Source organism: Sinobacterium norvegicum, from assembly GCF_923077115.1.
GTDB classification, from domain to species: Bacteria; Pseudomonadota; Gammaproteobacteria; order Pseudomonadales; family Sinobacteriaceae; genus Sinobacterium; species Sinobacterium norvegicum.
In genome coordinates this window covers 1,025,187-1,046,335 of record NZ_CAKLPX010000001.1, presented here as the reverse complement: position 1 = coordinate 1,046,335, position 21,149 = coordinate 1,025,187, and the positions used below count along the sequence as shown (strand labels likewise).

Here is a 21,149-nt window from a genome sequence, read left to right as displayed (position 1 = left end):
CAATTTGCTAGTAGTGGGTTTTTTATGATCAAAGCCGTGGTGTTGGATGCCGATACACTGGTGCCTGAGCAATTAGATTTAACAGGCTTGAGCGATCTCGAGGGGGTTGAATGGCAGTGGTATGCAGCGACTCAGCCGCAAGAATGTGCCGAGCGCATTGCCGATGCTGACATTGTGTTAACCAATAAGGTCGGTATTGGCGAAGCCGAAATTGCCGCCGCACCGAGGTTGAAATATATTGCGGTAATGGCCACCGGTACCAATGTTATCGATATCTTGGCGGCCAAGCAGCGCGGGGTTGTCGTCAGTAATATTGTCGGTTATTCGGCACCATCACTGATGCAGCATACCATGATGATGCTGCTGGCTTTGGCGGGTAAATTGTTGCCGACAAACGCTCAGATTGGCCGGGGTGAATGGCAGCGTGCTGAGCATTTCTGTCTACTTGATTTTCCCGCTGTTGAACTGGCGGGAAAAACGCTGGGGTTGATCGGTCTGGGGGTGACGGCCAAGTCGGTGGCGGCGATGGCCGAGGCCTTTGAGATGAAGGTGATGGTGGCTCAGCGGCCGGGAAGCAATATCTGTCCGGCGGGACGAGTGCCCTTGGCGCAGCTGCTGTCAGAGGCAGATTTTATCTCTATCCACTGCCCGCTGACAGAGGCAACAAAAGGCTTGATCGCGGCGTCACAGCTGCAGCAAATGAAATCCACAGCTTATATCATCAATACCGCCCGCGGCGGCATTATTGAGGAACAGGCCCTGGCGGATGCGCTGAGGGCTGGCGAAATAGCTGGCGCCGCTGTTGATGTCTTAACTGTCGAGCCACCGACAGCAGGAAATCCCTTGCTGGCGGCCGATATACCTAATTTGATTGTAACCCCTCACAGTGGCTGGGGCAGTATTGAGAGTCGGCAGCGAATGGTTGATCAGTTGGTGCGTGTGGTGGCGGGATTTATCGCCGCTGAACCCATCAATATCGTGGTGTCGTAATGGCTGCTCATATTGATGTGCAGGGCTTTTGTGATCCACTGTTTGCCGGAGTGGAAACAGCCTTCGAGCGTAATTTTATTGATCATGGCGAAGTCGGTGCCAGTTTCTCGCTGTATATGGAGGGGGAGCTGGTTGTTGATTTGTGGGCGGGAATCAGCGACCGAGATGGCGTGAAACCTTGGCAGCAGACAACGCAGGTGAATGTGTTTTCGGTGACCAAGGGCGTATTGATAACCTGTTTATTAAGCTTGGTTGATCGAGGTGATATCGATTTGGATGCAGCTGTCGCTGACTATTGGCCGGCGTTTGCCGCTGGAGGCAAACAGGGGATAACAGTGCGGACTCTGCTGAATCATTGTGCAGGACTGCCTGTATTGCCAGCAGAGGTCGAGGCAGGGGATATTTTCAATTGGCCGACAATGACGGATAAAATACAGCGTCAGTCTCCAATCTGGCCTGCGGGCGATCGTCAAGCTTACCATGTATTTAGCTATGGCTGGCTACTGGGTGAGCTTATTCGCCGAGTCAGTGGAGAGAGCGTCGGCGCGTTTTTTCATCGCCGCTTCGCTGAGCCGCTGGGGTTGAATTTCACCATAGGGATAGCCGCTGACCTTGGCGCTATTGCTGATGTGGCGCCGATGGCTGACGCTGGCGCCGTTAGACAGGGCGGCAGTATTGCCCGACTGATTGAGTCTCAACCGGATTCTGTTGCTGCCAGAGCTTTTACGACGCCGTTATCGATGATGACAGGGATAAATAGCACGGCTTGGCGGCGGGCGGAGATTCCTGCGGCCAACGGTCATTCCGATGCCGGCTCTATCGCAAAACTGTATTCATCGTTGGTGCTCGGTGATATCTTGTCGCCGGCGTTATTGCGCCAGTGCTGGGGGCAGGCTGCGCCAGTATTTGACGAGGTGTTGTTACAGCCGGTGGCATTTAATCTTGGCTTTATGGCGGGGCAGTCTCGGCCAGCCAGTTTGTTTTCGGGTAGTGAGCGTAGTTTTGGTCACCCCGGCGCAGGCGGTAGCATGGGCTTTGCCGACCTTGATTATCAGTTCGGCTGCGGCTATGTCACAAACCGACTAGGTCAGGGTGCGCTAACCGATCCGCGTGCACAGCGTTTAATCGATGCGGTTTATCGATCTCTTTAATTGTTTTACTGATGGTGGTTTGAGTGGAAAAGAAGATTGAGTTTTTAGAGGAGCAGATTATTGATCTGCAAACTCGAGTGTTGTTTCAAGAAGATACACTGCAAGAGCTGGACGATATTATCACTAAGCAGCAGCGTCAGATCGATGCGTTGGAGCGCTATTGCCGATTGCTGAAGGATAGTGTTGAGGGTATGAAGAGTGGAGAAGAGGGCGAGGTGTCGAATGACCCCCCGCCTCATTACTAATCGTCGTTGAGCTTATTCGCCCTGAACGATAACGTCGCGAGCCTGAGGCCCCTTGTCGCCGTCGACGATGCTAAATTCGACGTCCTGACCTTCCTGTAAACGGCGGCGGCCTTTGGCGCGGATGGCGCGATAGTGAACAAACACATCGACACCGTCATCACTGGTGATAAAGCCAAAGCCCTTATTGCTGTTAAACCATTTAACGCTGCCGTTGTGGCGCTCGCCAGTGATTGGGCTGTCGTCAAAATCGTCGTTGTTGTCGTTAAAGTTGCTGCTTGAATCTTGCTGGTCATCAGTGCTGCTGGCTGCTGAGATGTTGGCAGCCAGTAAAACGCTGACGATAGCGGCAACGGAGAAGAAAATTGCTGCGGTTAGGTCGAAGGCGAAAATGCCAGTTGCTGTGGCCTGTCCGTTGTAGAAGCCAGAAACGGGAATGGCCACGGCTAAACTGATTAATAAGCGGTAAAAGAAAGTCATCATTGTACTCTTGAATTGATGGGTAAAATATAAAGATCAGTAGGGTTGGCTTGTTAGAACCGGGTTAAGAATAGCCTAGTCTTAGCTGAGAGAATCAGTCCGTTATCAAAAGTTACCCTTCTAGTGTTGAGGCTAGAGGATTGCCTTTTGGTCAAGATCGGGCCGATCAACTGTAACAAAGCATTCCGTTATCCACTGATGTTATTGTTGGCTGTTAAAAACAGGCTGTCAGCCACAGCCATTACCGGCAGGCAAGTTACGCCTTTAGGTGGTGGCAGATATTTTGCCGTAATTTGTGTTATTTATCCACTCTGTTAAATTCTGCGCAAAAAAATACCGCAAAACAGTGATGCTATGCGGTATTTTTACCTGTTTCTTTAGCGGCTAGTTATGCTCAGAGTTTGCTTACCTCTTCGGCTTGCAAGCCTTTGGGTCCTTGCTGAAGCTCGAACTCAACCTCTTGTCCTTGATTAAGGCTGCGGTAGCCCTCACCTTGGATGGAGCGAAAATGGACAAAAATATCCTGCTCTGACTCGCCCTGCTGGATGAATCCAAAACCTTTGGCATCATTAAACCACTTGACCGTGCCGGTTACGCGATCCGTCATAACTACAACCTCTCTTACATTCTATTTTTATTTTTATTACGACCAGTAATCGGAGGTTTCCGATTTCAGGGGAGGTCTCTCTCCCCTGAATACAGCCAGTCGGTATTACTAAAGTGAGTTGATTTTGGCGAGCTGTTCTTCCAGCTTGGTTACCGCTGTCTGCAGCTCATTCAACTTCTTACGTTCTTTTTCTACTACGGCCTCAGGGGCTTTGTCAACAAATTTAGGGTTATTAAGTTTGCCAGAAATCTTGCCTAACTCTTTTGCTTGCTTCTCAATCTCGCGGTTTAGACGGGCTGCTTCGGCATCCTTGTCAATTAAGTCGCTCATTGGAATGAGTAGCTCCATGTCACCAACCAGAGAGGTGGCGGACATCGGGGCTTCGTCATCGGGCTCAAGCCAAGTTATTGCTTCAAGCTTGGCCAGTGACATCAGGAACTGTTGGTTGTTGGCTAGGCGCGCCTTATCGTCAGCGTTACCATTCTTAAGTAGGATAGACAGCGGTTTGTTCGGAGAGATATTCATCTCGCCACGAATGTTTCTGACGCCAACAATAACGCCTTTGACCCATTCGATGTCGATCTCAGCCTGCTCGTCAATCTTGCCGTCATCGCACACAGGGAAGGGTGCCAGCATGATGCTGTCGCCCTGAATATTTGCGATAGGCGCAATTTTCTGCCAGATTTCTTCCGTTAGGAAGGGCATCAGTGGGTGTAATAGTCGCAGGATGGCTTCTAACACGAGGATTAATGTTCTGCGTGTGCCACGCTTTTTCTCTTCGCTGGCATTGTCATCCCATAGCACTGGCTTGGATAATTCTAAATACCAATCGCAGTATTCATTCTTAACAAATTCGAACAGGCCTTGTGCCATTAAGTCAAAGCGGTAGTTAGCGTAATAACGCTCAATATCAGCCTCGACTTTTTGCAGCCTTGAGATAATCCAGCGGTCGGCAACGGTCAGTTCGACGGCTTCGTTGTTGACGCCACAGTTCTGCTCCTCGGTATGCATCAGTACATAGCGGGTGGCATTCCAGATCTTGTTGGCGAAGTTACGGTTGCCCTCAAGGCGTTTCATATCCCAGTTGATGTCACGACCGGTGGAGGCGAGTGAGGCCAGGGTGAAGCGCAGTGCATCGGTGCCGTGGGCAGTAATGCCTTCAGGGAACTGTTGCTTGGTTGATTTCGCGATTTTCTCGGCCAGTTGTGGCTGCATCATATTGCCGGTACGTTTCTCAAGTAGCGTATCGAGCTCAATGCCGTCGATCATATCGAGGGGGTCGATAACATTACCCTTGGATTTGGACATCTTGTCACCATGGTCATCACGAATCAGACCGGTAACGTAGACTGTCTTAAAGGGTACCTGTGGTTTGCCGTTTTCGTCTTTGGTGAAATGCATGGTCATCATAATCATTCTGGCTACCCAGAAGAAGATGATGTCAAAGCCGGTGACTAGCACATCTGACGGGTGAAAGGTTTTTAAGCGCTCGGTATTCTCAGGCCAGCCTTGGGTGGCAAAGGTCCACAGCGCTGAGCTGAACCAAGTGTCGAGTACATCGACATCTTGGTTGAGTGTAACATCGTCAGCAAGCTGGTATTTGCTGCGCGCTTCTTCTTCATTACGGGCAACATAGGTGTTGCCGGCATCATCATACCAAGCGGGTATGCGGTGACCCCACCAGAGCTGTCGAGAAATACACCAGTCTTGAATATTGTTCATCCAAGAGAAATACATGTTTTCGTATTGCTGGGGTACAAATTTGATATCACCGTTGGTGACGGCGTCAACGGCTGGCTTGGCCAGCGTCTTGGCGTCGACAAACCACTGATCGGTTAGCAGTGGCTCGATGACGAGGCCGGAGCGGTCGCCACGTGGCACGGTAAGGTCGTGATCTTTGACTTCTTCGAGCAGGCCGAGGGCATCGATGTCGGCCACAATGGCCTTGCGCGCATCGTAGCGGTCAAGGCCGGCGTACTGTGCAGGTATAGAGGCGGTCACTTGCTGGCAGTCTTTGCCTTCGTGGGTGTAGATTTCAGGATCGGCTAAAATGGCGGCGTTTTTGTCGAAGATATTGATCATCGGCAGTGTTGCGCGTTGGCCAACCTGGTAATCGTTAAAGTCGTGGGCCGGCGTGATTTTTACACAACCGGTGCCTTTATCCATGTCAGCATGGTCATCGGCAACAATGATGATACGGCGGTTAACCAGAGGAAGCATGACTTCCTTGCCGACCAGTGCGTTGTAGCGTTCATCTTTGGCGTTAACAGCGACGGCGGTATCACCCAGCATGGTTTCCGGGCGGGTGGTGGCAGCTACCAGATAATCCTTGCCGTCTGCAGTGGTGACGCCATCAGCCAGCGGATAGCGGAAGTGCCACATAAAGCCTTTCTCGTCTTTGTTTTCAACTTCCAGATCGCTGATCGCAGTGTGAAGCTTAGGGTCCCAGTTGACCAAGCGTTTGCCGCGATAAACCAATTTGTCGTCATACAGGCGAACAAAGACTTCCTGTACGGCCTTGTAAAAGCCTTCATCCATGGTAAAGGCTTCGCTATCCCAGTCGACAGAGTTGCCCAGGCGACGCATTTGGCGGGTAATGGTATCGCCTGACTCTTCCTTCCACTGCCAAATTTTATCGGTAAAGGCGTCGCGCCCCAGTTGGTGGCGGGTTTTGTTTTCTTCCGCGGCCAGTTTGCGCTCGACCACCATTTGGGTGGCAATACCGGCGTGGTCGGTACCTACCTGCCACAGCGTATTCTTACCGCTCATGCGGTGGTAGCGAGTCAGCGCATCCATAATGGTTTGCTGAAATGCGTGGCCCATGTGAAGGCTGCCGGTGACATTGGGTGGTGGTATCATGATAGAGAAGGCTTCTTCACCGCCCTGTGGGCGAAAATATCCCTGCTCTTCCCAGGTCTTATACCATTGTTGTTCGATAGCGTTGGGCTGGTATGTTTTATCCATGATATGTCAGTCTGCTCAGCAAAATAGTGAATGCGTCAACCCGGTGGAATGTTGCTGTAGTAAGGCTGGCAAGACACCATTAAAAGTGCTTCCAGGGCCTGCTGGTAACGTTGCAAACAAAGAGGTTTTTACGCGGTGAATAATTTAGTCGGCTAGTGTAACACGGCTCTATGGCAAAGGCGTATAGCCTTGTGCCACACAGTGGTGGTGCTAGTCGGCCCTGTTCTTGTTAAGTTCACGCTCTGCGGCCTGAAGTCGACTCTTTAGCTCCGCTCTGATTTTTGGCATAAACTCTTCCAGCACCTGGTTGATGATGCGTTGGCTATCGACAACAGGGGCCGATGTTGGCTCAACTTGGTCAAAGAGTGAAGGTTGGTCGTCGTTGGTGCCGGGCCCGAGTTTGCAGCCTTGGTAGATTATGTCAGTGGTTGCGGTCTCGGTATTCAGTGGGGCGTTAAAACGCTGGTCATAGAAGCTCTCATCGCTGCCGCAATTGAGGCTGAAATTGCAGTCGGTGGTGAGCTTGGTGGTATTACTGGTCAGGCCGGCGTCGTCGCCTTGACCGATAAAAATATCGAGCTGACTTTGCAGTTGTGGCGATGCCATTCTGCTGTCTGCGTCGCTGGTCAGTGGACGGTGGGCCGGGGGGGCTGGCTTGTCGCTGTCGGTAAGGCCAGGCTCATCCTGAGCGGTGAACAGGCCCAGTAAATCGGTTTGACAGTAATCGCTCATCAGCAGTTCTTGCTGCTGGGGGTGATGCCCAGCTGTTGGTAATGGCGCCAATTGGTGCGGCTGAGTTCGGTGATTGAGGGCTGCTTGTTAACAACCTCCAGCACCCATTCAAACTGGTCTGCATTGGCCGGTGCGCTGCTGAGATTAATCATTACTTGATAGCGGTCGCTGCTTGGCTGCTGGTGGCCAATGACAATGGGGCTGTTGTTATCCGGCTCATGGGTTTGTAGCTGATGCGGGATAAAGCTGTTGTCACGAACCGACCAAAGCAGATTGTCTAGGTGTTGGCTCTGTTGTTCGTTGGCACTATGAATAAAGACTGTTTTACCTTTCTTATAAGATTTCTCAGCCAGTGTGCAGGCGTATTTCAGGCGTTGTAAATCGTTGTCGGAGGCCATCAAATAAAAGAAAGCATTGGTCATAGCAAAGAAAACTCACGGCAGGGTAAAAAGAAGTATTTTACTGGAATTGTGGTTGATGGCTACTGTGTCGTAGGAGAAATTTGAACGGTGAAGGTGATTGCGCTTAAAGACCTGGCCGAAAATTACTTTTGGCCAGGTCTTTGAGGTTAGCCTTGGTCGATGATGTACTGGCTTAGCAGCTGTACAGGGCGACCCGTTGCGCCCTTATTGGCACCGCTATTCCAGGCACTGCCAGCAATATCGATGTGAGCCCAGGCCTGGCCTTCCACAAACTGTGAAAGAAAGCAGGCAGCCGTGACAGAGCCCGCTTCGCGGCCGCCAATATTGGCAAGGTCGGCAAAGTTACTCTTTAGCTGCTCACTGTAATCGTCGCTGATCGGCAAGCGCCAAGCTTTATCGCCAGTTGTATCGGCGGCGCTGAGTAGCTGTTGGGCCAGGGCTTCGTCGTTGGCAAATAGGCCACTGTTGTGACGGCCCAGGGCGATGACGCAGGCACCAGTCAGTGTCGCGATGTCGATGATTGAACGAGGCTTGAAACGCTGTACATAACTCAGCGCATCACATAATACCAAGCGGCCTTCGGCATCAGTATTGAGTACTTCAATGGTTTTGCCCGACATGCTGGTGACGACATCACCCGGCTTGGTGGCGTGGCCATTGGGCATGTTTTCACTGGCGGCAACAACAGCGACAACGTGGGTGTTAAGACCCATTTCAGCGATCGCTGAAACCGTGCCAAAGACACTGGCGGCGCCACACATATCGTATTTCATCTCATCCATGCCTGCGCCTGGTTTGAGGCTGATACCACCGGAATCGAAGGTGATGCCTTTGCCGACAAGGGCGATGGGCGCCTGCTTTGATGTGCTGTTCTTATACTCCATCACGATTAGCTGTGCAGGTTCGTCGCTGCCGGCGCTGACAGAGAGCAGTGAGCCCATGCCGAGATCTTTCATCTGCTTTTCGGAGAGAATCTTGGTTGTCAGCTTGGGGTGCTTCTTGGCGAGCGCCTTGGCTTCGCTGGCGAGATAGCTGGGGGTGCAAATGTTGCCGGGCAGGTCGCCCAGTTTGCGGCAGCTATTGATGCCGTTGGCAATCGCTTGACCGTTATTTAATGCTTTGTTGACGGCGGTCGTCTGTTTGCCTTTGTCGCTGGCTACAAAAACTTTTTTAACGGCGGAGGCGGGCTTAGGCGTGCTGACTTTGTCGGTATAGCGATACTGTTGGCGAATAATTTCGATCGCCAGTTGCTGGGCGTCGGTGGCGAGGTCGTTGGCAGATTGCCAGCAAACAGTGACATCGGCAGCGTTGCTGCTGGCGATGGCGCTGGCGGCGCTTCTAATAGCCTGGCGCTGCTGGGCGGCTGACATCGACTTTTCGTTGCCAAAGCCGACTAGGAGTAGGCGGTCGGCTGTGATGCCGCTGGGGCTGTGAACCAGTAAGGTGTTACCCAGTGCGGCGGTGAAATCTTGCTGCTTGATCAATTTGCCAATCAGGCCGTTCGTCGCCTTGTCGATGATTTGAGCATTGCCGCTCAGCTTTTTACTGTCGCTGACATTGATGGCCAGGCAGCCTGTTTTGCAGCTGGTAATATCAGCTATTTGTTTGGCCTTAAATTGCATGCTTACTCCGCAGTATCGAGTGTAATCAAGGTTGTAGACTGTTTTAGATTGCGCCTAAACTATGACTGTGCCAAGGTGGCGACTCTAAAAGTTGATGGTAGTTGGTTATTTTTACCACGACAACAGCTTATAATAGAATGCATCATGTTACTGATTATTCGGTAATTCAACCGTGTCTGTTAACCAATGGCCACGATAATACCTTAGTGAGCGTTGGTCTTGCTAATGAATCACAGAGATAATGGTTAAGTGTGATTGCGTTTAGATATTTAGCAAAAGAGGTTTTTGTCACAATGATCGCGGTGACTTCTGCAGTCCTGTTGATCATTATGAGTGCCCGTTTTGTCCGTTATTTGGCCGAGGCTGCCAGTGGCAAGATTGCCGGTGATGTGCTGTTCTGGATTATGTTCTATCGGCTGCCCAATTTCTTCGAGTTGATTTTACCACTGGGTTTCTTTATTGGTATTTTGCTGGCTTATGGCCGCTTATATGTCGAGAGTGAGATGGTGGTGTTATCCGCCTGCGGCTTCAGCGTTAACCGGCTATTGGCTTATACACTGATCCCCGCCTTCTTTATAGCCATGGTGATGTCGAGTATCAGTCTGTACCTCAGCCCGGCAGGCACCAATATGGCCAAGCAAATCATCAACGATCCGAAGGCAAAAAGTGGTTTTGGTACACTGGTGCCCGGGCGTTTTCAAACGATGAGTGGCGGACGTGTCAGTTATGTCGAAGGCCTGCACGATAAAAAAAGTAGAATGGAGAACGTCTTCGTCGCCGAGGTAATCCCCAAGACTAAGCAGTCACCACAGCAGGTGTCGCTGGTGTTTGCCGAGGGGGGTAAGGTAGTTGAAAAAGAGGGTTACCGTTATCTGGAGCTGCATAACGGTTACCGGTATATGATGGAAAATAAGACGCTCGACTATCAACAAACAGGCTTCGATGTTTACGGTGCTCGACTCGATGAGCAAGAGAGCAGCTTAGAGCCGTCGAATGAGTTGGATGGACTGCCAACCAGTCAGTTGATTGGCTCAGATAACCTGGCCTATCAAGCCACGCTTCAGTGGCGAATATCACTGTCTATTCTGATCCCCATTGTGGCGATTATCGCGCTCAGCTTGAGTAAGACGGATCATCGTCGTGGACGCTACATTAAGATGCTGCCGGCAATTTTGATTTACTTGATGTATTTAGTCTTGCTCAGTGCCGGTCGCGGCGCCATAGAGGAGGGCAAGCTACCTCCGCAGTATGGTTTGTGGGTTATACATGCTGGCTTCTTAATCTTGGGTTTGCTGATGTTGTATTTCCCCGGATACTGGCAGCGTTATAAATATGGTCGCAATAGTCGTCGAGGGATCTCCTCTTGAGGCATTTACAGAGCTATGTCGGGTTAACCGTCTTCAGTGCCATTGTAATGGTGTTACTGGTTATTTTAGGGCTCGATGCGCTTTCAGCTGTCATCGATAACTTACAGGACATGAAGGGCGACTTTGGCTTTAGTGAAGTGTTGTTTTATGTCTTGCTGACGCTGCCCCGTAAATTGACTGAGTATCTACCGTTTGCCGCTCTGGTTGGTTGTTTAGCAGGCCTTGGCAGCATGGCGAATAACAGCGAATTGGTGGTGATGCGAGCAGCGGGACTCTCAACGGGGCGCTTGGTATGGCTGGTCATGCGTCCGACGTTTGTGTTGATCTTTGCGGGCATGTTGATTACAGAATACGTGGCACCTCCGGCGGAGCAGTACGCCGAAACGCGCAAGACGATAAAGCAACATGGCAACCAGACGTTCAACCTTGAGAGGGGGCTGTGGAACCGTGACGGTAATGAATTTATGCACTTTAACGTGGTGCAGAGCGGTGGTGTAATTAACGGCTTGAAAGTGTTTAGCTTCGATCAAAACCGAAAGCTAGAACAGGTGATGACAGCCCGTCGTGCCACATACCAAGAAGAGGGTTTTTGGGTGGTTGAGAAGGCGAGAATTGACAGTGTCACCGATGCCAAAATCAGTCGCCAAAAGTTTCCAAGTTATCGCTGGAACAGCGGTTTAACGCCAAGAATGCTTGAAATCGTTGCAATCAACCCCGATCAGCTGTCGATTACCGCGCTTTGGCGGGCGGCACAATACCGCCTTGAACAGGGCCTTGATGCCAACTCTTTTATGCTGGAATTCTGGCGCAAAATATTAACACCGTTAGGGACTGCCAGTTTAGTGTTGATTGGTATTTCGTTTATTTTTGGACCACTGCGTGAGGTGACCATGGGTTACCGTATTTTCACCGGTGTCATTGTTGGTATTGTGTTCCGCACCACCCAAGATCTGTTAGGCCCTGCCAGCTTGGTCTTCAATTTTCAGCCGATCTATTCGGTTATCGTACCGATAGGAATTTGTTTGGCTGTTGGTATCGTGCTATTGCGGCGAGCTTAGTGACGCGCCTGTTGCATACCGTCTAAATCAGTGCAGTTATTTGCGCTTGGGCATGACCACGACCTGCGTCTTGGAGGTGAGGTCTTGCCAGCTGCTGCCCTGGGGATGGAACAGCGACCAAAGATAGCCGAGTCCCAGACAAATAAAAGCAGGCCAGGCGACTAAGTAGCGAACCAACGCCTGCTGGTAAGTGATATTAGAGCCATCTGGTTGGCAGACGCGCAGTCGCCATGCTTGCATGCCGAGGGTTTGTCCCAGTTTTTGCCAAAAATACGTAAAGAACAGGCCAATGATAAAGAATAGATAAAATTGATAGATCGGGCCGCTGGTTGTGGTTGGCAGGTCGGTGACGACTTCACCGCTGTTATGGCTGATGACCAGGGTGTCGCCAGTCATTTTAAGGCTGAGCCAGTGAAATAAGAACGTTGCCAGCGAGAGCACACCAATCAGTAAGAAGGTGTCATAGAACATGGCGGCGATACGTCGCCAAAGTGGTGCGATAGGCAAATTTGAGGTCATGATGGAGTCTGGTCAGGCGAAAGTTGACTGCATTATACCTGCAAACTGCTGCGCTATAGCAAGCACCAGGGCTTGCTTTATTAAAATTCATACTCGACGTTGAATTTTACATTGTCTATCGACAGGTCGCTGTTAGGGTTCAGTTTTAAGTCGTAGCGAAACCCTGTTTTGTATCCCTTGCTCATATTGCCTTCGTCATCGACATTGATGACTTTGAGGTCAATTTCGTCGCTGTCATCTTGAATCATCCACAGCCTCAAGGCGCTTTTTCTCAGCAGATACTGTAATGCATGGCCGCCGTCACGGCGACGCTCGGTGTCTTGCTGTTGTCCCACCCACTGTTGATTGAGTGCTCTATCGATACGAGATTGCTCGTACTGCAGAATCATGGCCGCATTAATGTCGGGGCTGAATTGCATGGTTTTGATGTGATTGCTGCGGATGACATTGAGGTTGTTGGGATCTGCGTAGGTTTTGCTTTTGTTGGTGCGAGTATCTCGGCCAATCAAGATACCGTCGATGGATAAATCGAGGTATTCGAAGCCGATGACGTCCCCAGCGAGCGTTGTCGTTGACAGGCAGCCATAGGCAGAGATTGCTAACACCCCGATAGTCTTTAAGTAATTTGCTGAAAAACCAGTATTTATTATCATTGTGGTCTGGCTCGCTTCCCTGAACTACATACCTTAAGTTTTGCAGAAAATGAGAGAATTGGTATTAATCCACGGAAAAAATTATAGAGATTTTGGCTATAAGTGGATTCAGGACAGCTGAAATCAATATTAAACAGAGTTTAATATGGCGCACTATAAATCTGCCCTGCCCGATGATCATTGCCTAAGTTATTGAAACATATTGCATCACGTTAATTTGTTAGTGGCGACATTGTTGTTCTTGGTCAATGAAACCGGCAAAGCGAGGGCGGTGTTTGGTATACAATACTGATTGGGCTCTGCCCGACCTAGTTATCGCGGCCAATCTATGTAATGATTCGCGCGATAACTATTTGTTGTTTCTCGGGTTTAATTTGAACGGGAGGTCTACGTATAATGCGTATATTGGTAATAGAAGATGATAGTTCAGTGGCGGATTTCATTCGCCAGGGCTTGGCAGAGGCTGGCTATACCGTCGACCATGCCGCCGATGGTGAGCAGGGCTTGAAATTGGCACGCTCAACCGACTACGGTGTATTGGTTGTCGATAGAATGCTGCCGATAATCGATGGCTTAACCATTATCAAAACGATTCGGCAGGAAGGTTTATCCACGCCGGCGTTGATCTTGAGTGCACTGGGTGAGGTTGATGATCGCGTACAGGGCCTGAAGGCCGGTGGTGATGACTATTTAGTGAAGCCTTTCGCATTGGCTGAGTTGCTTGCCCGTATCGAAGTATTGGGGCGTCGCGCAGAATCAAACGCACCTGAGACCAGTTTGAAAGTGGCCGACTTAGAGATGGATTTACTGAGTCATAAGGTGGTCCGTGCTGGCAGCAATATTTTGCTGCAGCCCCGTGAATTCCGTCTACTCGAATATTTGATGAAACATGCTGGTCAGGTTGTCACTCGCACCATGTTGCTCGAAAACGTGTGGGACTATCACTTCGATCCCCAGACCAATGTCATCGACGTGCATATCAGTCGTCTACGTCAGAAAATCGATAAAGACTTCGACTACCCATTACTCAATACCGTTCGCGGCGCTGGGTATATGTTGCATGAAGCCGAGTAATATATTTTCTAGCTATACGTTCCGATTTACTTTTGCCTATATTACCGGCTTAAGTTTTTCGGTTTTCGTATTGCTGGCAATTGTCTATGCGTTTTTCTCCTACAGCTATTCCCAGCAAGTTCACAATACTATTTCCCGCGAGCTAGAAGGCGTACAACAAAGCTATGAGCGCGATGGCGTTGACGGGGTGGAGGACTTTTTCGAGACGGCCTTACAGCGAGGCAACTTCACGCAATACTTCTTTATGCTGGCCGACGAGAACTACAATAAGTTGGCAGGTAACCTTGAAAAATGGCCGGAATACACTCGCTATCGCGGCGGCTGGCTCAGTTTCGAATTCGATATTCTGAAAGACAGCGATTACGATTTACGGTTGTTAAAGCCAGAGGATGCCCAGGGCATTCATAATGACCGCAGTGATTTTGTTGGCCGCTCACTGACACTGGGTAATGGTTATCATATTCTCGTCGCCAGGCACTATGCCGATGTGCTTAACACGATCGAGTTGGTGATCGGTATTTTGGTCAGAGGCATGTTGGTGACGATTATCCTTGGCACCATAGCCGGTGCGTTAATCAGTCGAGCATGGTTGCGACGGGTTGATTATATTAATACCAGCATTAAAAACATTATGATGGGCGATTTAAGTCAGCGTATTGCTCTCGATGGCCGTAGCAGCGGTGATATTAATCGGTTGGTGGCTAATTTTAATACCATGTTAGATCAGTTGACAGAATCCCTCGAGGGCGTGCGTCGGGTATCCGATAATATTGCCCATGATTTGCGTACCCCCTTGACCAGAATGCGTAACCGCTTAGAAAGATTGTTAGATAAAACTGAGAATGAAAATTTAGATGAAGTGCAGGGTTTGATTGATGAGGCTGATGCGCTGTTAAACACATTTAGTGCGTTGTTACGAATTACTCGAATAGAATCTGCTAAGCAGCGTGAGAGCTTTTCTGGCGTGGACGCCGCGGCGATATTGGCTGATGTGGTGGAATTTTATGAGCCGCTGGCAGAGGAAAAAAACCAGCAGATTAGCTTTGTCAGTGAGGGGCAGCCGGTACTGTTCGGTGACCGCGATATGCTATTCCAAACCTGGGTTAATTTGGTCGATAATGCGATTAAATACACTCCTGATGGTGGTGTCATCAAGGTGACTTTGAGCCAGACCCAAGGTGAGTTGCATGGCAAGCTCTGTCAGTATGCGACCATTTTAGTCGATGACAATGGCCCCGGTATCCCAGAGGCTGAGCGGGAGAAAAGCTTCAGGCGTTTTTATCGAGTGGAATCCAGTCGCGGTGTGGCACCGGGTAATGGGCTGGGGTTGAGTTTGATTGCCGCCATCGTCAAGTTGCATCGTGGCAGTATCACCCTTGAGGATCATCAGCCCGGCCTCAGGGTGAGGTTACAGCTGCCGCTGATTGAGGCTTAGTTACCCTGTTAAGTATTATCGTTGGGCGTTAAAGATAGGTGGCTGGTCTTTGGTGGCGCCGGGGGTAGCTCGTCTTTTTCATCCTGCAAATCACTGCCGCTAGGCGACAATGTTAGGCTGCTGGTATCGACCTCGGGGAGGGCGTCCTGCGCTGTTTTTTGTTCTCCCAGCGTAGCGCCAACCTCGGCCAATGATATTTCGGGTATGTCTACCAGGGTAATTTCTTCCACAATGGCATCGGCCATAATAGCGCCCAGTTCGGCGACGTCAAAATGCTCGGTATTAATGTGTGCGAGCACTTCCTCTTGCGGCTCACCAATAGCGGTGCCGGCCTCGGCGGCACTGAGGTGGTCGGTGTTGATGTCAGCGTCGGTAACCGCTGATTTTTCACCATCAGACAACAGGTTGGTGCCCGTGGGGGCAAGAGACATGGCGGTGGCAGCAGAGTCTGTTGAGGCAGTGCTGTTAGCTGTAGGCTTAGGGCTAGGTTCAGCAGCTGTGGCCTGCTCGGCCTGGAAATAAGCTTTTAACCCCGCTTGTTTAAAGGCGTGTTGAAATTTCGCCGCGGTTGCCTTGTCCATATTCTTACGCAGCACCCGGGTTTTTCCGTCGAACAACTGGGCGGCCTTTTCGCTGGTGAGTTTGAACAGCTTGGCCAGACGAACCTGACCCTGTTCGCGGCTGGTTTCGGCGAGTAACTCACCGCGAAAAATTAATTTGTACACGCCAACCTCTTTCTGACTTAGTCGTGATGTAATACCTACATCTAATTGTAAACCATAGCATTAATCCCTGCTCAAGGTAATAGTACGAGAATGTGAAGCGTGTCGCTTTGCGCGGGTCAGCGAGTTTGTGTGCCATCAGTCAAAAACGATCACTAAAACCCTTTTTGATCGTTTTTGTTAGTGTTAGTATCACAGAGGTTTTGCTACTTAACTGCGTCATATAAGACAGGTTTTTCGTGTTATGAGTGTCGATAACGTCCCGACAAAATATGCCCGATCACTATTGAAGCTGATCACCGAGAAAGGCTACCCCATCGAGGGTATTTTGCTGGAAGCAGGCGTCGATTTTGATCCCAACGATGAACAGGCGGCCAACTATCACGATGAGATGTCGGCGTTGCAATACAGCAAGCTCTATCAGCTGATTCTCAGCCTGTTGCAGGATGAAAGCTTTGGCATTCGCCTGGGGCGTGGTTTTACCCCCGGTGCCTTTAGAATGATGTGCTATGCCATTATTCACAGCGAAAACCTTGGTAAGGCACTGCGTCGAGCCAGTGATTTTTTCCGAATTTTTTTCAATGCACAGGCCGAATTAACCCTCGAAATACAGGGTGATGTGGCGATTGTCGGTTATGTTGAGCCGAGTAAGGAGCCCGATAAGTCAGTACAGGCAACCGATGCCTATGGCCTCTCGATGTGGCACCGTTTTTGTGGCTGGCTGACCGGCAGAACGTTGGAGCTGCAAGAGGTGCAGTTTCAGGCGGGTCCGCCGGAAAACAGCCAGCGCTATGAAGAACTCTTTGGTTGCCCGGTGACGTTTAATCACAGTCAAAATGTAATGGTCTTCGATGCCAGCTGCCTCAGTTGGTCACTGGTACACACCGAGCAATCCTTAAAAGAGTTTTTACGCACCGCACCCTATCAGCTAATCGTAATGCCATCCAAGGCCAGTGACACCGGTTTGATTGCCCAGGTGAGGGCGCTGATTGGCCATGATTTCAGCCAGGGTTTTCCCAGCTTTGAAGAGATTACCGGGGCACTGAACATGTCGGCACCGACTCTGCGCCGTCGTCTCAAGCGGGAGGGGAAAACTTTTCAGCAGCTTAAGGATGAGTGTCGTCGTGACGCTGCCATTGCCTATTTAAGCCGCCCCGATTTGTCGATCAACGCCGTTGCCGTGTTAATGGGCTTTACTGATCCCAGCGCCTTTCATCGCTCCTTTAAGAAGTGGACGGGTATGCCACCCGGTGAATACCGCAGTCGTGAGTTATTCGCCGAACCAGACGCTGAACAACCTTCAGCGCCCTAGTAGCGTGAGAGATAAAGCGTACCCGAAGATGATTAGCTGCTAATGGCAGCGGACATTAACGGACCGCAACGCGGCTAGCAGTCGCCAAACGCACCTATTTCCTGCCCTTGCTGGGTGACACCAGCCCATAGTGGTCAATTTTGCCAGTCAAGTTGACGCGTTTTGTTATTGTTTTGCATGCTCACTGAGATAATCTGCTGCATAAGAGATATTTGGATGGCGGCAGACCTGCGGGTGTTGTCGTCGGATAGGCTTCTTATTGTTTAAGCAGTCGAATAAAAAGAGTGAAAGCAGATGACTAACGAAGCGTTTATTTACGATGCGATCCGCACTCCACGCGGTAAAGGTAAGGCAGGTGGCAGCCTGTATGAAGTGAAGCCAGTTGATTTGGCGGTTAATGTACTCGAGGCGATGAAAGAGCGTAACAATCTTGATACGACCAAGGTTGAAGACGTCATCATGGCCACCGGCGAGCCTGTTAATGAACAGGGCCAGAACATTACCAAGGTTGCCCTGATTCATTCGAGCTGGGATGACATCACCACCGGCGCGCAATTGCATCGTTACTGCGCTGGCGGCCTAGACGCCGTGAATATGGCGGCGGCGAAAGTTGCTTCCGGCTTCGAAGATCTGGTCTGTGCCGGCGGTGTTGAATCAATGTCTCGTCTCGGCATTGGCGCCTCGGGTGGCTGTCAGGGCGATCCATGGATCTCAATGAACACCCACTTCATCAACCAGGGTTTGGGTGCCGATTTATTGGCCACCATCGATGGTTTTACCCGTGAAGAAATTGACGCTTACGCCGTGCAGTCACAACAGCGCGCGGCTTACGCCCAAGAGAATGGCTATTTTAAATCGATTGTGCCGGTGAAAGATTTCAATGGTGTGACGATTTTGGATCACGATGAGTTCATCCGTCCTGGCACCACGCAGGAAGGCTTGGCCAAGCTAAACCCCTCATTTAAGATGTTTAACGACTTTGGTCACGGCGAAGTAGCAAAGCTGAAGTATCCTGCGGTTGAGGAGATTGAAAACTTCCATACGCCAGGTAACTCGTCGGGCATTGTTGATGGTGCTGCACTGGTACTGATCGGTAACAAGAAGGCCGGTGAAGAGCAGGGCTTGACACCACGCGCCAAGATTATCTCTACCGCGCTGGTTGGCACCGAGCCTACCATTATGCTGACAGGTCCAGCACCCGCTGCCCAAAAGGCATTGGATAAGGCCGGCTTAACGGTTGACGATATCGACTTGTTCGAGCTAAACGAAGCCTTCGCCTCTGTTGTTTTACGTTTCCAGAAAGAACTCGATATTCCTTCTGATAAGTTGAACGTCAACGGCGGCGCGATTGCCATGGGCCACCCTATCGGCGCCACCGGTGCAATGATTTTGGGCACCTTACTGGACGAGCTTGAGCGCCGTAACCTCAAGCGTGGTCTGGTGACATTGTGTGCCGGCGGCGGTATCGGTATTGCCACCATTATTGAGCGTGTTTAATTAATAGTCCGATGAATATTGAGCCTCACCAGCAGTAAATCGTCAGACTGGTTGAGTGTTTAAGGAGTGTATCAATGAGTTATATTCGTTTAGAAAAAGACAGTGATGGTATTGTCGAGCTGATTTTTGACCAGCCAGGTAAAGCTGTTAACACTATGGGCGCCGACTATGAAGTGGCGATGAAACAGGCCTTGGTCGATATCAAGGCAATGATTGCCGACGGCAGCGTCACCGGTGTTTATGTGCGTTCTGGTAAGCCGGGTCAGTTCTTCGCCGGTGGTGATATTACCGAGATGCTAGCAATGGATCTCGACATGCCTGCGGAAGAGAAAGCCCGTATGTATAGTGCGCTGATGGATGTTAAGGCGCCACTCCGCGAGCTGGAAACCCTCGGTGTTCCTGTTGCCGTGGGGATGAATGGCCCGGCACTGGGTGGTGGTTTTGAAATTGCGCTGTCGTGTCATTACCGTGTTGCTGTTAAGGGTATTCAGGTCGGTCTGCCAGAGGCGATGATTGGTTTGATGCCCGGTGCTGGTGGTGTGGTGCGTCTGACCCGTCTTATCGGTATGCAAGAGTCTATCGGCCTGATCAGCCAGGGCAAGCGCCTGAAGGCAGAGAAAGCCTTGGAAGCAGGTATTGTCGATGAGTTGGTTGATTCAGAAGAAGAGCTAGCGGCGAAGGCCAAGGCCTGGATCAAGGCCAACCCGGAAGCGGTTCAGGTCTGGGATAAGGCCGATTACCAGATGCCCGGTGGCGACGCCAACTCGAAGGACCAGGGTGTTCAAGGCCTGATGTTCTTCGGCCCTTCAAACGTGATGGCGCAGACCAAGGGTTTGATGCCAGCACAACAGGCAATCTTCGCCTGTATCGTCGATTCAGCCCGTGTCGATTTTGATACCGCACAGGCAATCGAAGGTCGCTACTTCCTCAAACTGCTGACCGATCAGGTTGCTCGCAACATGATGATGGCTTTCTTCGTACAGATGGAAGCCTTGAACAAGGGTGCCAGCCGTCCAGATGGCATCGATAAGACCGTTGTTAAGAAGCTCGGTATTCTTGGTGCCGGTCAGATGGGTGCCGGTATTGCCGTCGCGGCATCGAAAGCCGGTATCGATGTGGTACTCAAAGACATCAGCCAAGAAAACGCTGATAAGGGCTTGGCCTATGCCGCAGCTTCATTCAAGAAGCAGCGCCGTGTCACCGAAGAGCAGGCGACGGAATACCTCGCTCGCATCCAGGCGACAGCCGATTATGCTGATTTGGCCGGCTGCGATCTGGTGATCGAAGCGGTATTTGAAAACCGTGATGTTAAAGCGGCGGTGACCAAGGAGACGGAAGCGGTTGTTGGCCCAGATTGTATTTTTGCCTCTAACACCTCTGCTTTGCCGATTACTGAATTGGCTGAGGCCTCTGGCCGCGCCGATAACTTTATCGGTATGCACTTCTTCAGCCCCGCTGAGAAAATGCCACTGGTTGAGATCATCCGCGGTGACAAGACCTCGGATCGTGCCCTCGCAGTTGCCTTCGATATCTCTCAGAAGCTGGGCAAGACACCGATTGTTGTTAACGATGGCCCAGGTTTCTTCACCACCCGCACCATTGCCACCACTATTTCACAGGGTGCTGAGATGCTGGAGCAGGGTCTTAATCCTGTGCTAATCGAAAGCGCAGCCCGTGACAATGGCTCGCCAGTCGGCACCTTGGCGGCGATTGATGAGATCAGCCAAGAGACCGCTTACAAGAATGGCCAGCAGCTTAAGGCCGATGCCGAAGCACAGGGTAAGCCCATGGCTGATAATGCGGCGTCTCGTGTTGTCGACCGCATGGTCAATGAGTTTGGCCGCAAGGGTAAGATCCACGGCGGCGGTTACTACGAGTACCCAGAAGGCGGTAAGAAACGCATCTGGTCAGGCCTCAAAGAAGCCTTCGCTCCTAACGGTTATACCGAGATTCCCTATCAGGATATCAAGGATCGTTTAGTGTTCTGTCAAAGTCTGGAAGCCGTTCGTGCCATGGAGGAAGGTGTCATCACCTCTGTTGCCGATGCTAATATTGGTTCTATTATGGGTATTGGTTTCCCCGCTCAAACCGGTGGTGCACTACAGGCCATCAACGCCTACGGCCTAAAAGCCTTTGTTGAGCGCGCTCAGTATCTACACCAGCAATACGGTGACGTGTTTGCCGTGCCAGAGTTGTTGATCGAGAAAGCCGAAAAAGGTGAGCTGTTTTTATAACCGCTAACCTTCACTAAAAAAGCCGGCCATTGTGCCGGCTTTTTTGTCGGTGGGGGTTAAGCAATCGT

At 50.7% G+C, this 21,149-nt stretch carries 19 protein-coding genes; 10 read left to right on the top strand and 9 right to left on the bottom strand.

The features are described 5' to 3' along the window. Nucleotides 1–24 precede the first annotated feature (24 nt). The 3 genes from L9P87_RS04585 to L9P87_RS04575 are packed head-to-tail and all read left to right on the top strand — an operon-like array spanning nucleotide 25 to nucleotide 2,386. Nucleotides 25–990 (top strand): D-2-hydroxyacid dehydrogenase, encoded by a 966-nt coding sequence (locus tag L9P87_RS04585; RefSeq protein ID WP_237443492.1) that lies wholly within the window; start codon nucleotides 25–27, stop codon nucleotides 988–990. After that, entirely contained in the window at nucleotides 990–2,141 is a 1,152-nt protein-coding gene (locus L9P87_RS04580; protein WP_237443491.1) for a serine hydrolase domain-containing protein, read from the top strand. The genes L9P87_RS04585 and L9P87_RS04580 overlap by 1 nt, the downstream gene beginning before the upstream one ends. Before the next feature lie 23 nt (nucleotides 2,142–2,164). Beyond that, the gene (locus tag L9P87_RS04575) at nucleotides 2,165–2,386 is read left to right on the top strand and encodes a SlyX family protein (RefSeq protein WP_237443490.1); all 222 of its coding nucleotides are present in this window, start codon (nucleotides 2,165–2,167) and stop codon (nucleotides 2,384–2,386) included. 12 nt (nucleotides 2,387–2,398) lie between these two features. Here the strand turns inward: L9P87_RS04575 and L9P87_RS04570 are convergent, their stop codons facing one another. The 6 genes from L9P87_RS04570 to L9P87_RS04545 form a co-directional block, all read right to left on the bottom strand. Then, nucleotides 2,399–2,617, bottom strand: coding sequence for a cold-shock protein (locus tag L9P87_RS04570; protein WP_237444373.1), 219 nt, complete (start codon nucleotides 2,615–2,617; stop codon nucleotides 2,399–2,401). 640 nt (nucleotides 2,618–3,257) lie between these two features. Continuing rightward, nucleotides 3,258–3,470: a cold-shock protein gene (locus L9P87_RS04565; protein ID WP_237443489.1), complete on the bottom strand. Its 213-nt coding sequence runs from the start codon at nucleotides 3,468–3,470 to the stop codon at nucleotides 3,258–3,260. Nucleotides 3,471–3,578: 108 nt separating this feature from the next. Further along, nucleotides 3,579–6,434, bottom strand: a complete 2,856-nt coding sequence (locus L9P87_RS04560; protein ID WP_237443488.1) for a valine--tRNA ligase — start codon at nucleotides 6,432–6,434, stop codon at nucleotides 3,579–3,581. Nucleotides 6,435–6,644: 210 nt separating this feature from the next. After that, nucleotides 6,645–7,166 (bottom strand): hypothetical protein, encoded by a 522-nt coding sequence (locus L9P87_RS04555; protein WP_237443487.1) that lies wholly within the window; start codon nucleotides 7,164–7,166, stop codon nucleotides 6,645–6,647. Beyond that, nucleotides 7,166–7,588, bottom strand: a complete 423-nt coding sequence (locus tag L9P87_RS04550; protein WP_237443486.1) for a DNA polymerase III subunit chi — start codon at nucleotides 7,586–7,588, stop codon at nucleotides 7,166–7,168. The genes L9P87_RS04555 and L9P87_RS04550 overlap by 1 nt, the downstream gene beginning before the upstream one ends. A gap of 146 nt (nucleotides 7,589–7,734) precedes the next feature. Beyond that, on the bottom strand, nucleotides 7,735–9,210 hold the full coding sequence (locus L9P87_RS04545) for a leucyl aminopeptidase (RefSeq protein ID WP_237443485.1): 1,476 nt from the start codon (nucleotides 9,208–9,210) through the stop codon (nucleotides 7,735–7,737). Between the two features lie 251 nt (nucleotides 9,211–9,461). Here L9P87_RS04545 and lptF point away from each other — a divergent pair, with 251 nt between their 5' ends. Beyond that, nucleotides 9,462–10,577 carry an LPS export ABC transporter permease LptF gene (gene lptF, locus L9P87_RS04540; RefSeq protein ID WP_290368478.1) on the top strand — a complete coding sequence of 372 codons (1,116 nt, stop codon included), beginning with the start codon at nucleotides 9,462–9,464 and terminating at the stop codon, nucleotides 10,575–10,577. Continuing rightward, nucleotides 10,574–11,635 carry an LPS export ABC transporter permease LptG gene (lptG, locus tag L9P87_RS04535; RefSeq protein ID WP_237443483.1) on the top strand — a complete coding sequence of 354 codons (1,062 nt, stop codon included), beginning with the start codon at nucleotides 10,574–10,576 and terminating at the stop codon, nucleotides 11,633–11,635. The genes lptF and lptG overlap by 4 nt, the downstream gene beginning before the upstream one ends. A 36-nt stretch (nucleotides 11,636–11,671) precedes the next feature. Here the strand turns inward: lptG and L9P87_RS04530 are convergent, their stop codons facing one another. Both L9P87_RS04530 and L9P87_RS04525 read right to left on the bottom strand, forming a co-directional pair. Then, on the bottom strand, nucleotides 11,672–12,154 hold the full coding sequence (locus L9P87_RS04530; RefSeq protein ID WP_237443482.1) for an RDD family protein: 483 nt from the start codon (nucleotides 12,152–12,154) through the stop codon (nucleotides 11,672–11,674). 80 nt (nucleotides 12,155–12,234) lie between these two features. After that, nucleotides 12,235–12,759 (bottom strand): hypothetical protein, encoded by a 525-nt coding sequence (locus L9P87_RS04525; RefSeq protein WP_237443481.1) that lies wholly within the window; start codon nucleotides 12,757–12,759, stop codon nucleotides 12,235–12,237. Between the two features lie 444 nt (nucleotides 12,760–13,203). On the opposite strand from L9P87_RS04525, the gene L9P87_RS04520 reads away from it, so the two are divergent. After that, nucleotides 13,204–13,881, top strand: a complete 678-nt coding sequence (locus tag L9P87_RS04520) for a winged helix-turn-helix domain-containing protein (protein WP_237443480.1) — start codon at nucleotides 13,204–13,206, stop codon at nucleotides 13,879–13,881. Beyond that, nucleotides 13,868–15,316 carry a sensor histidine kinase gene (locus tag L9P87_RS04515; RefSeq protein WP_237443479.1) on the top strand — a complete coding sequence of 483 codons (1,449 nt, stop codon included), beginning with the start codon at nucleotides 13,868–13,870 and terminating at the stop codon, nucleotides 15,314–15,316. The genes L9P87_RS04520 and L9P87_RS04515 overlap by 14 nt, the downstream gene beginning before the upstream one ends. Before the next feature lie 8 nt (nucleotides 15,317–15,324). Here L9P87_RS04515 and L9P87_RS04510 read toward each other — a convergent pair whose 3' ends face one another. Then, nucleotides 15,325–16,041: a hypothetical protein gene (locus tag L9P87_RS04510; protein ID WP_237443478.1), complete on the bottom strand. Its 717-nt coding sequence runs from the start codon at nucleotides 16,039–16,041 to the stop codon at nucleotides 15,325–15,327. A gap of 241 nt (nucleotides 16,042–16,282) precedes the next feature. Between L9P87_RS04510 and L9P87_RS04505 the strand changes: the two genes are divergently transcribed. From L9P87_RS04505 to L9P87_RS04495, 3 genes are all read left to right on the top strand, one after another. Further along, nucleotides 16,283–17,350, top strand: coding sequence for an AraC family transcriptional regulator (locus L9P87_RS04505; RefSeq protein ID WP_237443477.1), 1,068 nt, complete (start codon nucleotides 16,283–16,285; stop codon nucleotides 17,348–17,350). Between the two features lie 294 nt (nucleotides 17,351–17,644). Further along, on the top strand, nucleotides 17,645–18,847 hold the full coding sequence (locus tag L9P87_RS04500; protein ID WP_237443476.1) for an acetyl-CoA C-acetyltransferase: 1,203 nt from the start codon (nucleotides 17,645–17,647) through the stop codon (nucleotides 18,845–18,847). Between the two features lie 74 nt (nucleotides 18,848–18,921). Further along, the gene (locus L9P87_RS04495; protein ID WP_237443475.1) at nucleotides 18,922–21,081 is read left to right on the top strand and encodes a 3-hydroxyacyl-CoA dehydrogenase NAD-binding domain-containing protein; all 2,160 of its coding nucleotides are present in this window, start codon (nucleotides 18,922–18,924) and stop codon (nucleotides 21,079–21,081) included. Nucleotides 21,082–21,149: the final 68 nt, after the last annotated feature.